The 14,925-nt window shown below is 59.8% G+C and carries 15 protein-coding genes and 1 tRNA gene; 5 read left to right on the top strand and 11 right to left on the bottom strand.

Annotated elements, in window-relative coordinates; translation table 11 throughout:
- Nucleotides 1–10: 10 nt before the first annotated feature.
- The 3 genes from I7X43_RS06220 to I7X43_RS06230 form a co-directional block, all read right to left on the bottom strand.
- On the bottom strand, nucleotides 11–877 hold the full coding sequence (locus I7X43_RS06220; protein WP_198100056.1) for a MurR/RpiR family transcriptional regulator: 867 nt from the start codon (nucleotides 875–877) through the stop codon (nucleotides 11–13).
- Nucleotides 877–2,331, bottom strand: a complete 1,455-nt coding sequence (gene zwf / locus I7X43_RS06225) for a glucose-6-phosphate dehydrogenase (protein WP_198100057.1) — start codon at nucleotides 2,329–2,331, stop codon at nucleotides 877–879. The genes I7X43_RS06220 and zwf overlap by 1 nt, the downstream gene beginning before the upstream one ends.
- A gap of 137 nt (nucleotides 2,332–2,468) precedes the next feature.
- On the bottom strand, nucleotides 2,469–4,028 hold the full coding sequence (locus I7X43_RS06230) for a S8 family serine peptidase (protein ID WP_198100058.1): 1,560 nt from the start codon (nucleotides 4,026–4,028) through the stop codon (nucleotides 2,469–2,471).
- Between the two features lie 240 nt (nucleotides 4,029–4,268).
- On the opposite strand from I7X43_RS06230, the gene tal reads away from it, so the two are divergent.
- From tal to I7X43_RS06245, 3 genes are read left to right on the top strand one after another with little or no spacing between them, the layout of a single operon-like run.
- The gene (tal, locus tag I7X43_RS06235) at nucleotides 4,269–5,207 is read left to right on the top strand and encodes a transaldolase (protein WP_198100059.1); all 939 of its coding nucleotides are present in this window, start codon (nucleotides 4,269–4,271) and stop codon (nucleotides 5,205–5,207) included.
- Between the two features lie 2 nt (nucleotides 5,208–5,209).
- A complete protein-coding gene (pgi, locus tag I7X43_RS06240; RefSeq protein WP_198100371.1) occupies nucleotides 5,210–6,814 on the top strand; it encodes a glucose-6-phosphate isomerase in 1,605 nt (534 codons plus the stop codon).
- A 1-nt stretch (nucleotide 6,815) separates the two neighbouring features.
- Complete coding sequence (locus I7X43_RS06245; RefSeq protein ID WP_375140384.1) at nucleotides 6,816–7,442, top strand: HAD family hydrolase; 627 nt, start codon at nucleotides 6,816–6,818, stop codon at nucleotides 7,440–7,442.
- A gap of 3 nt (nucleotides 7,443–7,445) precedes the next feature.
- On the opposite strand, the gene I7X43_RS06250 is transcribed toward I7X43_RS06245, so the two are convergent.
- The 8 genes from I7X43_RS06250 to I7X43_RS06285 form a co-directional block, all read right to left on the bottom strand.
- Nucleotides 7,446–7,655 (bottom strand): DNA gyrase inhibitor YacG, encoded by a 210-nt coding sequence (locus tag I7X43_RS06250; RefSeq protein WP_198100061.1) that lies wholly within the window; start codon nucleotides 7,653–7,655, stop codon nucleotides 7,446–7,448.
- The gene (gene zapD, locus I7X43_RS06255) at nucleotides 7,652–8,404 is read right to left on the bottom strand and encodes a cell division protein ZapD (RefSeq protein ID WP_198100062.1); all 753 of its coding nucleotides are present in this window, start codon (nucleotides 8,402–8,404) and stop codon (nucleotides 7,652–7,654) included. The genes I7X43_RS06250 and zapD overlap by 4 nt, the downstream gene beginning before the upstream one ends.
- Nucleotides 8,405–8,418: 14 nt before the next feature.
- A complete protein-coding gene (coaE, locus tag I7X43_RS06260; protein ID WP_198100063.1) occupies nucleotides 8,419–9,021 on the bottom strand; it encodes a dephospho-CoA kinase in 603 nt (200 codons plus the stop codon).
- 4 nt (nucleotides 9,022–9,025) lie between these two features.
- Complete coding sequence (locus tag I7X43_RS06265) at nucleotides 9,026–9,955, bottom strand: prepilin peptidase (protein ID WP_198100064.1); 930 nt, start codon at nucleotides 9,953–9,955, stop codon at nucleotides 9,026–9,028.
- Entirely contained in the window at nucleotides 9,956–11,170 is a 1,215-nt protein-coding gene (locus I7X43_RS06270) for a type II secretion system F family protein (protein WP_198100372.1), read from the bottom strand.
- A 33-nt stretch (nucleotides 11,171–11,203) separates the two neighbouring features.
- Nucleotides 11,204–12,928, bottom strand: coding sequence for a type IV-A pilus assembly ATPase PilB (gene pilB, locus I7X43_RS06275; protein ID WP_198100065.1), 1,725 nt, complete (start codon nucleotides 12,926–12,928; stop codon nucleotides 11,204–11,206).
- A gap of 109 nt (nucleotides 12,929–13,037) precedes the next feature.
- Nucleotides 13,038–13,114 (bottom strand) — tRNA-Pro (locus I7X43_RS06280).
- A 43-nt stretch (nucleotides 13,115–13,157) separates the two neighbouring features.
- Complete coding sequence (locus tag I7X43_RS06285) at nucleotides 13,158–14,087, bottom strand: polyprenyl synthetase family protein (protein ID WP_198100373.1); 930 nt, start codon at nucleotides 14,085–14,087, stop codon at nucleotides 13,158–13,160.
- A gap of 201 nt (nucleotides 14,088–14,288) precedes the next feature.
- Between I7X43_RS06285 and rplU the strand changes: the two genes are divergently transcribed.
- Nucleotides 14,289–14,600 carry a 50S ribosomal protein L21 gene (gene rplU, locus I7X43_RS06290; protein WP_198100066.1) on the top strand — a complete coding sequence of 104 codons (312 nt, stop codon included), beginning with the start codon at nucleotides 14,289–14,291 and terminating at the stop codon, nucleotides 14,598–14,600.
- A 26-nt stretch (nucleotides 14,601–14,626) separates the two neighbouring features.
- Complete coding sequence (gene rpmA / locus I7X43_RS06295) at nucleotides 14,627–14,884, top strand: 50S ribosomal protein L27 (RefSeq protein WP_198100067.1); 258 nt, start codon at nucleotides 14,627–14,629, stop codon at nucleotides 14,882–14,884.
- The last annotated feature ends 41 nt before the right edge of the window (nucleotides 14,885–14,925 follow it).

A 14,925-nucleotide genomic window follows, 5' to 3' on the forward strand; every position in this document is an offset into this window, starting at 1 on the left:
GTTGGCCCGATCAGACGTAGCGCTTTGAGCGCAAATTGCGTTTGATCTCGGCGAGCATGGGGCGCAGTCGCTCGCCCAATTGCAACGCCACGCCCGTGGTCAGGACGTCCACCGCGATCAATTGCAGCAGCCGAGACACCATGGGGCTGTAACGCTCAAAGTCCTCGGGGTGGTCCAGCGCCAGCAGCACGTGAGGGGCTGCTTGGGCCATCTGGGCCAGCGGGGAGCCACTGGCCGTCAGCACGATCAGGGACGCCCCCTTTTTCCGGGCCACTTCGGCAGCATCAATCAGGTCCCGGCTGCGCCCTGAATTCGAAAAGAGCACGGCACAGTCCCCGGGCCCAAGCATGGATGCGCTCATGAGCAGCACATGGCCGTCGGAGCACCAACTGCTGTGAACGCCCAAGCGGAAGAACTTGTGATGCGCATCCTGGGCCACGATGCCGGAATTGCCGACGCCCCAGAACTCGATGCGGCGTCCGTCTTGGCCGGCTTGGGCCAGTCGTTCGATCGCTCGTCCCGTTGCTGGCGCATTGGCGTCGTTGCGGTAGTGCAGCAAGGCGGCGACGGCGTTGTCGACGACTTTGACCAGGACGTCACTGGGCTTGTCATCGGCATCGACCGCGCGGTGCACAAAAGGCACCCCTTCATTGACGCTGCCCGCCAGTTTCAGCTTGAAGTCGGCCAATCCGTCATACCCCACACTGCGGCAGAAACGCACCACTGTGGGCTTGGATACCTGGGCTCGATCCGCCAGCTCACTGACCGGCAGGGTTGCAAACGTGCGGGGTTCGATCAGCAGCAACTTGGCCACGCGCTGCTCGGCGGGGGGGAGTGCTGGCAAGGCGGCTTTGATGCGATCCAGGAGTGCACTCATTACACCTCCTCCGGCCAAGTGAAACCGTCGCGGGCCACGAGGGCACTGGCTGCGGCGGGGCCCCAACTGCCAGCGGCATAGGGGCGGGGTCCTTCGGTATCGCGTGACCAGGCGTCCAGGATGGGCTCCACCCAGCGCCAAGCCTGTTCCTGTTCGTCACTGCGTACAAACAGATTGAGCCGCCCGGCAATGGCGTCGAGCAAGAGGCGCTCATACGCACCCACCCGATCGGCGGCAAACGCCTTGTCGAAATCCAAGTCCAGCGACACCGGGGCCAAGTTCTCGCCGTGGGCGCTGCCCTTGGCCGCCAGCAGCTGCAGTTCAAGCCCGTCTTCGGGCTGCAACTTGATGATGAGGCGGTTGGCCCGTTGCTTGCCGGGGAAGATGGCGTGCGGCACTTGGCGGAAATTCACGACGATTTGAGCGTCGCGCGCCGCGAGGCGTTTGCCGGTCCGCAGGTAGAACGGCACGCCGGCCCAGCGCCAGTTCTGGATCTCCGTTCGCAGTGCGACGAAGGTTTCCGTGGGGCTGTCTGGCGGCACTTGCGACTCGTCGGTGTACCCCCGCACCGCCTTGCCCTCGACATGCCCAGCGCGGTATTGGCCCCGAACCACGTCGCGGGCCACGGACTCGGGCGTAAAGGGCTTGAGTGCGCGCAGCACCTTGAGCTTTTCATCGCGGATGGCGTCGGCATCGCTCGAGGACGGAGGCTCCATCGCCACCATGGTCAGCAGCTGCAACGCATGGTTTTGAATCATGTCGCGCAGGGCGCCGGTGCGGTCGTAGAAGGGGCCTCGCGTTCCAACCCCCAGGCCTTCGGCCAGGGTGATCTGGATGTTGGCGATGCTTTCGCGCCGCCACAGCGGCTCGAAGAGCGCGTTACCAAAGCGCAGCGCCATCAAATTTTGAACCGACGGTTTGCCCAGGTAGTGGTCGATGCGGAAGGCCTGGCTTTCGTTGAAGACCGAGCGCACGACTTGATTGATGGCCTGCGCCGACTCCAGGTCGTGCCCCAGCGGCTTTTCCAGCACCACGCGCACCCGCTCATGGTTGAGGCCTGCCGCGCCCAATTGTTCGCAAATCTGGGTGAAGAGGTGGGGGCTGGTGGCCAGATAGAACACCACGGTGCCGGCTGGGCCCTCAGGGCGGTTCTGCAGCCACTCTTTCAGGTGGGTGTAATGCTCGGGCTGGCTCAAGTCCATGCGGCGGTAGAACACCGCCGCGGCGAAGCGCTCGAACTCCTCGTCGGTGGGGCGTTTGGCCCCTTCCACGTCGCGGAAGCGTTCATGTAACCACGTCCGGTACTGGGCGTCAGATTGCTCGTCGCGGGCCACCGACAAGATGCGGCCCCCCGCGGGCAATTTGCCATGACGAAACGCCTGGAACAGCGCCGGCATCAGCTTGCGCCAGGTCAGGTCGCCCGTGCCACCAAAGAAAACCAAGTCGAAGGACATCGCAAGTGCATGTAATTTTGTTACGGACAAAATCATGCATTGGTTTCTTCGGCGCGTCAATTGGGGGTGGGGCGAACCTGGCTCCTGGAAAAAGAAAAACCCCGCCGGGGCGGGGTTCGGAGCTGGAAGTGAAAGGCTTAGTTGCCGCAGCCCAGGCTCTTGATGCGGTCGTCCGCCGCCTTGGCGCGAATCAGACCAAAGCCGTACTTGGTGTCGCGACCAGCGGTGCCGAGGTCTTCAGCGCTCTTGTTCAGCGAGTTGCGCAACTGAGCGGCCGTGCAGCTCAGGTTGCGGCTCCACACGAGGGCGGCGACGGCCGAGGCGTGCGGCGTGGCCATCGAGGTGCCGTCGTAGTAGGCGTAGTTGGTCGGGGTGACCGCCACCGTTGCCGACTGACCCAGCTGAGCCTTCATGGCCGTGCCGTCTTCCATCGACGCCGTCACCGACGGGATGGTGGTGACGGTGGTGCCCAAGGTGCCGCCGAAAGCGCCGGAGACGTTGTTGTAGACGATGGCGCCCACGCCGCCGCTGTTTTGGCAGTTGCTGACCTTGGTGGCGAAGTCCACGGTGCCGCGCTGAATCAGGCAGACCTTGCCCGTCATGGCGCCGGCTTGAACGGTGTCACCGATGCCAAAGTCGGCCAACGCCCCAGTCCGGGTCGCCAGGGGCGAACCGTCCATGCCACCCGCGGTGTAGCTGGTGCTGCCGACCGTGAGGGCCGACTCACGGCCGCCGCCCATCGGAACGGTCGAGAGAACCCCCACGCCCGGCGCGGCGATCTCAACAGCGCTGTTGTACTGCGAGAAGGTGGCCCACTGCTTGTTCTCGTCCACCGCGGCGACCATCATCACGCTGCTGTAGCCGGCCGGGTAGCTGACCACGGTGTTGCCATCATTGCCGGCTGCGGCCAGGCTCAGGATGCCGCCGCTGTACAGGGTATCAAAGGCGCGTTGCTCGGTCTTGCTCGAACGGCCACCGCCCAGCGACATGCTGATCACGTTGGCGCCCGCGGCCTTGCACTTGTTGGCTGCGGTGGTCAGGCTGGAGGAGTAGGCCCAGCCGGCGGCGCTGAACACCTTGACGATGTGCAGCTTGATCTTCTTGTTGGACATCACGCCCACCACGCCGGTGCCGGCGTTGTTCACGGCGGCAATGGTGCCCGCCACGTGGGTGCCGTGGTGGTTTTCGTCGGTGTACCACCAGCCGGTGCCGCTGTCGTATTCACCGGTCACGTTGGCGCTGCTGTCCAGGTCCGGGTGGCTGCGGTCGTAGCCGGAGTCGATGATACAAATCTTGCGGTTGCCGGCCAGGTCGTCGCTGAGCTGGTCAGCCTGCACCATCTTGATGCCGTAGGGCACTTGTTGGCCCAGGGCGTAGGGGGTGCCGGTCGAGGGGGTCGTCAGCGCCATCGGGTAGCGCTTGGCATCTTCTTCCACATATTCGACGTGCGGGTTGTTCTGCAGGCCCTTCAGGGCTTGAACCGGCACTTCGATGGCCATGGCGTCCATGCCGAAGATTTCATGCTTGATCTGGCCTTTGGCGGCCGCAACAGCGGCTTTCACTGGGGCAGCCCCACCCTTCTTGAAGGACACGATCACGCGAGTCGTGTCGTTCGCAGCATGGGCGGCGCAAGAGAGGGCCAGCACGCCCGCGGTGGTCAGCAAGGTCTGCAGGAAAGTCGGGGTCAAACGCTTCATGGATGGGTTCCGTCGGGTCGGTCGAGGGGAGGTCTGTCCCCCGAATTTGGGTGGGCTCGGCGTTGGGTACGCTGCCGAGTGCGTGGGGGCGGATTGTGAGGAAATGTTTTCGCGCCCCTCCTGGGGACATCCCTAGTTCGAAGGAGGGGAAAACACCTAATTCGCGGTTACATGGGGTTTCGCGTCAATACTGCACGGTTGCGCACAGGGCGCAGGTGCGTTTTGGGGAACTTTTTGACTATGAACCAGCTACAGCAGCTCAAGGCCTTCACCACCGTCGTGGCCGACACGGGCAACTTTCTTCAAATTGCGCAGTTCACCCCTCGGGATGCGACAACAAACCCGTCGTTGATCTTGAAAGCGGTCCAACAGCCCGAATACGCGCCGCTGTTGACTGACACTGTGGCGGCCCATCGCCATGCCCCCCTGGATGAGCAAGTGGACCGTGTTCTGGTGCGGTTTGGCACGGAAATCTTGCGTCACATTCCGGGGCGTGTGTCCACCGAGGTGGACGCGCGCCTTTCGTTCGATCGGGCCGCCACCGTCCAGCGGGCTCGGCGTCTGATGGCGCTCTACGAAGCGCAAGGCGTGGGGCGTGACCGGGTGCTGATCAAGGTGGCGGCAACCTGGGAGGGCATCCAAGCCGCAGCCGAATTGGAGCGGGAGGGCATCCATTGCAATCTGACGCTGCTGTTCGCGTTTTGCCAGGCCGTGGCGTGTGGTGACGCGGGCATCACGCTCATTTCGCCCTTTGTGGGCCGGATTTATGACTGGTACAAGAAATCGGCTGGCAGCTCGTGGGTGGAGCCACAAGGGGTGGACGATCCGGGGGTTCAATCCGTTACCCGGATCTATGCCTATTTCAAGCGGCACGGCATCGCCACCGAGGTGATGGGGGCCAGTTTCCGTAATTTGCAACAAATTCAAGCTTTGGCGGGGTGCGATCTGCTGACCATTTCGCCCGACTTGCTGGCGCAACTGCAGGCAGCGGAGGGGGTTCTGGTGCGGCGGTTGGGGACGGGAGGCGATGCACAGGACCTGGCTCCAGTCCATTTTGACGAGCCGGGCTTCCGTTATGCCTTGAATGCCGACGCGATGGCGACGGAGAAACTGGCCGAGGGCATCCGCTTGTTCGCGGTCGATTCGGCCAAGTTGGACCGCTTGATCGAGGGGGCCTGATGATGGGTCGTGCCGATCAAACGGCGGCGTGGTCCGCGCTCATGGCGCTGCCGCGCGATTTGTCGCTTCGCCAGTTGTTCTTGCAGGATGCCGCTCGTGTGGATCGATGGACGATTTCAGCGCCTGGCGTCCGGGCGGATCTGTCCAAGAACTTGATCGATGAGGCGGTGGCGCAGACCTTGATGGCCTTGGCCCGTGAGCGCGGCGTCGAGGCGCAGCGGGACGCGATGCTGCGCGGCGATGCCATCAATCAAACCGAAGGGCGAGCCGTCCTGCACACGGCGCTGCGCGCTCCCGAGGGGAGCACGACGCCCTTCAATGCGGCGGTGCACGAGGCCCTGGAGGCCATGCTGGCCTTTGCAGAAGAGGTGCGCGCCCGGCCCATTCGGGATGTGGTGCACATGGGTATTGGCGGGAGCGACCTGGGGCCGGCGATGGCCGTGCAAGCCCTCGCGGCTGAGGTCAAGCCAGGACTGCGCTTGCATTTCGTCTCCAACGTCGATGGCCATGATTTGGCCGCGGTGCTGCCCCTGTTGGCCCCCGAGAACACGCTCTTCATCGTGGCCTCGAAGACCTTCACCACGCAAGAAACCTTGGCGAATGCAAGGGCTGCACGCGCTTGGTTCTTGGCTGCTGGGGGCCGGGATGTTGCGGCCCATTTCGCGGCGACCAGCAGCAATGCTGTGGCCGCGGCAGACTTTGGTATTTCACGGGTGTTCGGTTTTTGGGACTGGGTTGGGGGCAGGTATTCGCTGTGGTCGGTGATTGGCCTGCCGCTGGCGATTGCAATCGGTGGCGCGGCCTTTCGTCGATTCCTGGCTGGTGCCCATGCGATGGATCGTCACTTTGCTGAGGCACCGCTGGAGCACAACCTGCCGGTGCAATTGGGCCTCTTGGACGTGTGGTACCGCAACGGCTTGGGCTTCTCGAGTCGTTCCGTCGCCCCCTATCACCAAGGCCTGCGCCGTCTGCCGGCGTACTTGCAGCAGCTTGAAATGGAAAGCAACGGCAAGTCGGTGGATCAAGCGGGGAGGTCCTTGCCCTTTGCAACGTCCCCTGTGGTTTGGGGGGAGGCGGGCACCAACGGGCAGCATGCGTACTTTCAAATGCTGCACCAGGGGACGGATGTGATTCCGGTGGAGTTCCTGTTGGTTCGGGAGCCCAAGTACGCTGTGCAGCCCGAGGGCGAATTGGCTGACTTGTTGGCCGACCAGCATCGCAAGTTGCTGGCCAATGGCTTGGCGCAGGCGCAAGCCTTGATGGAGGGCAAGACCACCGAGCAGGCGTTGGGTGAGGTCGCTCCGACGGCCAATGCGCAGCTGAGTCTGGACGTTCTGGCGCGCCACCGCACCTTTTCTGGAAACCGGCCGTCGACTTTGCTCCTGTTGGACCGACTGGATGCGTTCAGCCTGGGTGCACTGATTGCGCTTTACGAGCACCGAGTTTTTGTCAGTGGGGCGATTTGGGGCATCAACAGCTTTGATCAGTGGGGCGTGGAACTCGGCAAAGCCTTGTGCAGCCAATTGCTCCCGCGGTGGGAGTCTGCCTCGGTCGAAGGCCTCGATCCTTCGACGGCTGCAGGCCTGCAGTGGGCCTGGGGGCGTTGAGGTGACGGCGACCCGACGCGTTGTTTTTGATTTTGGGGGTGTGGTTTTCCGTTGGCGCCCCCGGGCTTTGGTTCAACATGTGTGGCCGCACCGAGCCGAAACTGAAGAGCAACTGCAGCAGACGGTACAGGACCTCTTTCAGTCCTATCAGGGAGATTGGGGGCGCTTTGACCAGGGGCTGATTTCAGAATCGACCTTGATTGAAGACGTCTGCGCGCGCACTGGCTGGGCTCGAGCGGAGATGCAGCAGCTGTTGGATGCGGTGCCAGATGAACTCATTCCGCAGCCGGGTGTGGTCGAGTTGGTGGTGCAGTTAAAGAACTCGGGGGTGCCGTTGTCTTTTTTGTCGAACATGCCCGCGCCACTGGCGGCACTGCTCAAGCGGTGTTACCCGCTGGGTGATTGGTTTGAAACGGGCGTGTTCTCCAGTGACGAAAAACTGTGTAAACCTGACGCCCGGATCTTTGATCGTGCGGTGCAGCGGTTCCATGCACAAGCGGGGGGCTGCTTGCTTGTCGATGACCATCCGATCAATGTGGAAGCAGCGCGAGCCAGCGGCTGGGAAGCGATTCTTTTCACCTCGTCTGAGGCGCTTCAGGGGCAGTTGCGGGAGCGCGGCTTGCTCTGAACCCTAGATAGCTTCTTCCGGCGGCTGGGGCATCACGCCGGTTCCCTCAGCCTCGGGCTCCGGATGAACTTCAATCCGAAAGCGCTCGTTGCCCCAGTCGCCCAAGTCATGTTCGCGACAACGTGCACTGCAAAATGGCCGGTAGGGGTTTGACGGGGCAAACACGGCGAACTGGCCGCATTTTGGGCACGGCACCTCTCGAACGCCGCTCATGAGCACAAGCTCACTTCGAACGAAGCATCATCTTTGAACGGCACCAAGCGATTTTCTTCGACCCGCATGAGTCGAATCGAAATCATCAGTCGGTGACCACTGATTTCCGGTATGACCGCACTCTCCGGCGGGATTCGCAAACGCAACAACTGATGGGCCTTTTGGCCGCTCAAGGTTTGCTGGAAGTGGCCGGCTACAGCGGCGACCTTCTGGGGATGTCCGTTTTGGCGCAGCAACTCCAGAACCAAGCGCACGGCTTGGGCTATCGGTGCGACTGACTGCATCCATGCGAAGAGTTGGGACTGTCGCTCTTCCGGGGCCCGCTGCCGCCATGCGTGGTAGCCGGGCAAATCAAACTCACACGTCCCGCCGGGCACATTCAACCGAGAACGCAGCGTGCTGAGGAATTCGTTCGCGGCCAACTCGCTCCCCGGTTTCCCGGTCAGACCCAGGACACCCTGGGAGGCCGACTCAATCTGACCAATGATTTGGTCAAGCGCACCTTGCGACACGGCAGGATTGCCGCGATAGCTATTGAGCAAGGCTTTTTGGCGATCCAGTTCTTTGACGAGTTCGGCTTTCAGGTCCGAGCGTGCGCACACATCAACGACCTCAAACAACGTTTGAAGCGCAAAGTGGTGGTCCAAGGCCGCTGTTCGCTCAGCCAGTGCTCCCAGTCGCTCAAAGAGGTCTTCAAGCCGCAACAGCGTGCGAATCGTTTCGTTGAGCGGGAATTCGTAAAGCAGCACAAGGGCCCCAGAAATCAGGGGCTGAATTCTTTCACAACCCAACCCCAATTTCGGGCCACGAAGGCCAGTTGTTGGTGCAAGCTTTGAAGGTCATCGGTGTCATTGAAAAGACAGGCATCCGCGACGTTGCGACGCGCTTGGCGTGAGGCTTGAAGGCGGATGACGTCAGCCGCTTGCGTGGGATTCCAGCCCGCGCGGGAGCTCGCGCGACGGATTTGCGTGGCTTCCGAGCAGTCCACGACCAAAACCCGGTCGACGCGGGGTCTCCAGCCGCCCGTCTCCGTCAGCAACGGGACGTCAAAAATCACCCAATCGTGGTTGGCAGCCAATCGATCGGCCTCCTCGGCGATCAGTGGGTGGAGCACCCCTTCCAGGTCGCGTTTCGCTCGGGGATCGACCAGGATCAGGGACCGCATTGCTTGGCGATCCATTCCGTTCTTGGTGCTGACCAGATCGGGCCCGAAGCGGGTTACCAGTTGCGGAAGGGCCGAGCCCCCGGGGCCCGTCAAGCTGTGCGCAAGAGCGTCGGTGTCGATCACCGGGATCGATTGCTGATGCCACCACCGCGCTGCCGTGGATTTCCCGCTGGCAATCCCACCCGTCAAGCCGATGCGCATGACTTCAAGCCCAGCCCATCCACTCCATCACCCGAGGCGCCCCGGCCAACATGACCACCAAGCCGCCGCCGGCCAAAAAAGGGCCAAACGGCACGAAGACGCCTTCTCGCAGGGCCCCGCTGAACTTCATGGTGAGGCCAGCCACAGCCCCAATGGCCGAAGCACCCAAGACGATGGGCAACAGCATTTGGGGACCCAGCCAAGCGCCCAAGGCGGCCAACAGCTTGAAGTCGCCATAGCCCATGCCTTCCTTGCCCGTTGCCAGTTTGAAGATCCAGTAGATCGACCACAACGCAAGGTAGCCTCCCATGGCGCCAAGGAGGGCTGAGTCCAACGGGATCGTCCACCCCAGCCACGCCAGCAACAGGCCCCCCCACAGCAGTGGATAGGTCAAGTCATCCGGCAAAAGGGTCGTGTCCCAGTCGATCAAGGACGCCGCAAGAAGAACCGAAGCAAACGCGCACCAAGCCAGCGCAATGGGTTGCTCATTAAAGCGCCAGGCAATGAGACCGAAAAGCACGCCGGTGCCCAGTTCGACTGCCAGATATCGGACGGGAATCTTGGCGCCACAGTGCGCACACCGGCCCCGAAGGGCCAGCCAGCCCAAGACGGGAATGTTGTCACGCCAACGCAGTCGGGTCTTGCATTGAGGGCAGTGAGAAGCCGGCTGGGCCAATCCGAAGGGCGGTTGCGATTCAAGTGCCGAGAACACCCGTTCCGCTTGGGTCGCAGTCGAGGTGCTTTGTGCCGCCGAAAGGCCCGCGAACTCGGTGATCAGGGGGGCGTTGCTCAGATGGTGGCTCGCTTCTTCCAGCCACCGGCGCTCCAGAACTTTGGGCAGTCGCCAAGCCACGACATTGAGAAAACTCCCAATACAAAAACCCATAGCAGCGGCCACCCAGACTGAAAACGTCAGGTCCGGAAGAAATTCCATTTAAACAACCTGGCCAAGTTTGAAGATCGGTAGATACATCGATACCACGATTCCGCCAATAATAGTACCTAGCACCACGATGATGATCGGCTCCATAAGACTCGATAGTGCCTTTACCATTTCGTCGACCTCGTCTTCGAAAAATTCGGCGGCCTTGCCAAGCATATGGTCGAGTGAGCCGGATTCCTCGCCAATAGCTGACATTTGAAGAACGATCACTGGGAAAATTCCCACTCCCTGCATAGACGCGGTGAGCGAGGTGCCGGTCGACACCTCTTTCTGTATCTTCTGTGTGGCTTCTAGGAAAACCGAATTGCCCGATGCGCCGCCGACCGAATCAAGGGCCTCTACAAGTGGAACCCCGGCAGCGAACATGGTAGATAGAGTTCGCGTCCAACGGGCAACCGCGGATTTGTAAACCAGATCGCCAAAAATCGGCATTTTTAGGAGTAGACGATCCATTGTTCTTTGCATTTTTTCACTTCTTCTCCAGGATTGGAGGAAAAAATAAATACCTCCACCCAGGACCCCAAATATAATATACCAGTAAGTGACGAAAAACTCAGACATACTCATGACGAGCAGGGTTGGGGCGGGCAACTCAGCGCCAAAAGATGTGAAAACCTGCTTGAATGAAGGGATTACAAATATCATGATAATCACAACGACTACAAATGCGACTACCAAAACTGCAATCGGATAAGTTAGCGCGGCCTTGATTTTGTTCTTGATGGCCATGGTTTTTTCTTGATAAATTGCCAATCGATCCAGCAGGGCCTCCAATATCCCGCCAGATTCACCAGCTTCAACCAAGTTGCAATACAGAGCATCAAAATATAGTGGATGCTTTCTGAATGCCGTGGAAAGGCTGGTCCCTGTTTCAACATCTTGGCGGATGTCGTTCAGCAACTTTGTCAAGCGGGGATTGGTTGAGCCTCGGGCGACGATATCGAAAGCCTGAAGCAAAGGCACCCCCGCGCGCATCATGGTGGCCAATTGCCGTGTAAAAACGGCAATGTCTTTCTGCTTAATGGCTTTGCCTGCGCCGCTTTTTTGTTTCTTTATTTTGACGGAAACCAATCCTTTGCGCCGCAATTGAGCGGATACAATCGATTCACTGGCCGCTCGCGTCTCCCCGCGCTGTACTTTTCCGTTGCGATCTTTGCCTTCCCATTCGAAAACATGGTCTGGTGTTTTGGCTGCTGCGGTGGCCATCATTTCTCCGATGATCTAGAACGGATCAAAAATTTACTCGTTGGTGGCTGAGAGGACTTCTTCGAGAGAAGTCACACCGAGGCGAACTTTGTGCAGGCCGGCCTGTCGCAAGTCGCGCACATTTTCGCTCTGAGCCTGTCTGGCGATGTCAAGTGCGGTGCCCGCATTCAGGATGATGGACTGCATGGTTTCCGAAATGGGCATCACTTGGTAAATACCGACCCGTCCTTTGTAACCACTGTTACATGCCGAGCACCCAACTGCTTTGTAGGGCTTCCAGGTTCCATCCAAGTCATGTTCGCTATAACCCGCCTTGAGCATTGCATCATGGGGGTAGTCCGCGGGCTGTTTGCAACTCTCGCAAAGCCGACGTGCGAGACGCTGAGCGGTAATTAAGATGACGCTAGAAGCAATATTGAATGGGGCAACACCCATATTCATTAAGCGCGTCAATGTGGTCGGTGCGTCGTTGGTGTGCAAAGTTGACAGCACCAAGTGGCCAGTTTGTGCGGCCTTGATTGCAATGTCTGCTGTGTCCAGATCACGAATTTCGCCGACCATGATCACATCCGGATCCTGGCGCAGAAATGATTTCAATGCGGCGGCAAATGTCAATCCAGCCTTGTCATTGACGTTGACTTGATTAACGCCCGGCAAGTTGATTTCGGCCGGGTCTTCGACGGTCGAAATGTTGACCCCCGGCTGATTCATGATGTTCAGGCAGGTGTAGAGAGAAACGGTTTTGCCGGATCCAGTGGGGCCTGTCACGAGGATCATGCCGTAGGGCCGATGGACCGCATGCAGCAGTCTATCTTTTTCGACTTTCTCATACCCCAGGGCATCAATGCCCAATTTGGCGGACGAGGGATCCAGAATACGGATCACTATTTTCTCGCCAAAGAGCGTTGGCAGGGTACTGACCCGGAAATCAATGGCTTTCGAGCCAAATTTCAATTTCATGCGCCCATCTTGAGGAACCCGACGCTCGGCAATGTCCATTCTCGAAATAACTTTGATCCGAGAGGCCAGTTTGTCCTTGATGGCAATGGGCGGCTGTGTAATCTCTCTCAATTCCCCATCGACTCGGAACCGGACACGGTAGTGGTACTCATAAGGTTCAAAATGCAAATCAGACGCACGCATGTTGATGGCGTCGATAAGCATTTTCTGAAGAAAGCGAACGATGGGGGCATCTTCGACATCTGTCGTGTCGGAAGATTCTTCTTTCTTTTCGACTTCTTCTTCGGCGATGTCGAAGTCGAAGTCTTCACCGGCAATGGCCTCCAGCGCGTCGTTGGCATTGCTACCGGTGTTTTGTAAATACTTGGAGAGTTTGTCGAACTCAACAATCACCCACTCTGATTGAAGCTGTGTGGCGAAGTTGATCCGTTCTGTAATTTCTTGCTCGGTTGGGTCCGCACCGCCAATGGTGAGGCGATTTCCGCGGCGTCCCAAGGCGACCACTTGGTATTGCTGGGCGAGCTTGGACTCGAGAATGTCCCGTGGCAGCCGGGTCGGATCGACGGCATTGAGATCCAGAAGCGGGATCGCCAGGGCGGTGGACAGAGTCCGCGCCAGTTCGGGGGGGGAAATGGTCCCGGCTGCAATGGCGGTGGCCACAAAGCTCTGCTTCTTCTCGCGAGCTTGCCGGACCAAATCTTCCGCGGCGCGCGCCTGCAGCTTTCCGGCGTTGACCAGAATGCGTGCGGCGCCGGACAGGGCGCCACTGCTTTCGACGGGTGTTTGTTCGGCTTGCATGAATTCCCAATGAGCCCGAGTTTGGGGCAGAGAAACACTGTAAACCGACATTGAGTCGCGCGGGGGTTAACCCGCTGCGTCAGGGTATGGAAGATACCCTGATAAATCCTGGTCGGGGTGAGAGGATTCGAACCTCCGGCCTCTACGTCCCGAACGTAGCGCTCTACCAGGCTAAGCTACACCCCGATTCCGTTCTTTCTTTCGAGGCATTGCACCTCAAATGGGTAACTCAGTTTGTCCTGATCACCGAACGAGCCGAAAATTCTAGCAGACTTTTTGTCCACTTGTTAAGTGGGAGGCGCGAAAGTGCTGTTGATGCGGCTTCCGCCTCGCGGCGTGCCACATCGCGGGTAGCCTGGAGTGCGTTGCTGGCCTTCACGATGGTCACAACGTCATTCAGGCGCTCCACTTCCCCATTCAGGATGGCGTTCCGCAAGAGGCTGGCGTCGCCGGGGCTGCATTCCTCCAGGGCCAAGAGCAGCGGCAGGGTGGGTTTGCCTTCGCGCAAATCGTCACCAACATTTTTCCCGAGTTGTGCGGCATCCCCTTCATAGTCCAAGACGTCGTCGATGAGCTGGAAGGCGGTGCCTAGGCTGCGGCCATAGGCTGCGGCGGCTTCTTCTTGCTCTGCGGAGGCATTCGCGAGGATGGCGCCGAGTCGTGCGCTGGCTTCGAATAGCTTGGCGGTTTTGTAGCGGATGACCTGCAGGTAGCGCTCAATGGTGGTGTCGGGGTCGTGCATGTTCAGCAACTGCAGGACTTCACCTTCGGCGATCACATTGGTGGCGTCGGCAAGCACTTCAAGTACGCGCATCCGTCCACAGGAGACCATCATTTGAAAGGCGCGGGAATACAAAAAGTCGCCGACCAGCACGCTGGCAGCATTGCCGAACAGGGCATTTGCGGTTTGCTTGCCGCGTCGCAATGTGGACTCATCGACCACGTCGTCATGCAGCAACGTGGCGGTGTGAATGAATTCGACCACCGCGGCGAGTTCGTGGCGCTGGTTTTTGGGATCGCCCAGGGCGTTGGCCACCATCAGCAGCAGTTTGGGCCGCATCCGCTTCCCGCCCGCCTGCACGATGTAGTGAGAAATCTGATTGATCAGCGCTACATCCGAGTGCAGTCGCTGGGCAATCAGTCGATCCACAGCTTCCATTTCGGCGCCGAGCGCGGCCAGTGTTTCGGCATGGTCTTCGGCGCTGGGTAGTGGGTGCACGGCGAGGTGGTGGCGGTTAAAAACGAAAATTATAGGGAGGAGCGGGTCCGGGGCCTCGGAGGGCCTAGCGATCAAATCGGCTTTGTGATAGACTAGAAGGCTTCCTGCTCTGGTGCGGGGAGTTCATTTGAGAGGTCTAACATGTACGCGGTCATAAAAACCGGCGGCAAGCAATACAAAGTTGCGGCTGGCGAAAAGATCAAAGTAGAAGCGATTGCTGCGGACGTTGGCCAAGAGATTGTGATCGACCAGGTGTTGGCTGTCGGTAACGGCGCCGAGCTCAAGGTTGGCACGCCCTTGGTTGCGGGTGCAACAGTCAAGGCTACGGTGGTGGCTCATGGCAAGCACGACAAAGTGCGCATCTTCAAGTTGCGTCGTCGCAAGCACTACAAGAAGAGCCAAGGGCATCGTCAACAGTACACCGAGCTGGCCATCAGCGCGGTGAACGGCTGAGCCTTCAGCTAGAACAGGAGTCAGCAATGGCACAGAAAAAAGGCGGCGGCTCAACGCGAAACGGCCGCGATTCAAAGCCCAAGATGCTCGGCGTCAAGGCGTTCGGCGGTCAGATGATTTCGGCCGGCTCGATCATCGTTCGTCAGCGTGGCACCAAGTTCCACCCTGGAACCAACGTCGGCATCGGCAAGGATCACACCTTGTTCGCGCTGGTTGATGGGCAGGTGAGCTTCGCGGTGAAGGGCGAGTTGGGTCGCCATACGGTGTCGATTGTTGCGGCCTGAGTTCAACTGAACCTGCGCCAATCGCACTGAAGCAGAAGGCC

It is taken from the genome of Inhella gelatinilytica (assembly GCF_016093295.1).
Classification (GTDB): Bacteria; Pseudomonadota; Gammaproteobacteria; order Burkholderiales; family Burkholderiaceae_C; genus Inhella; species Inhella gelatinilytica.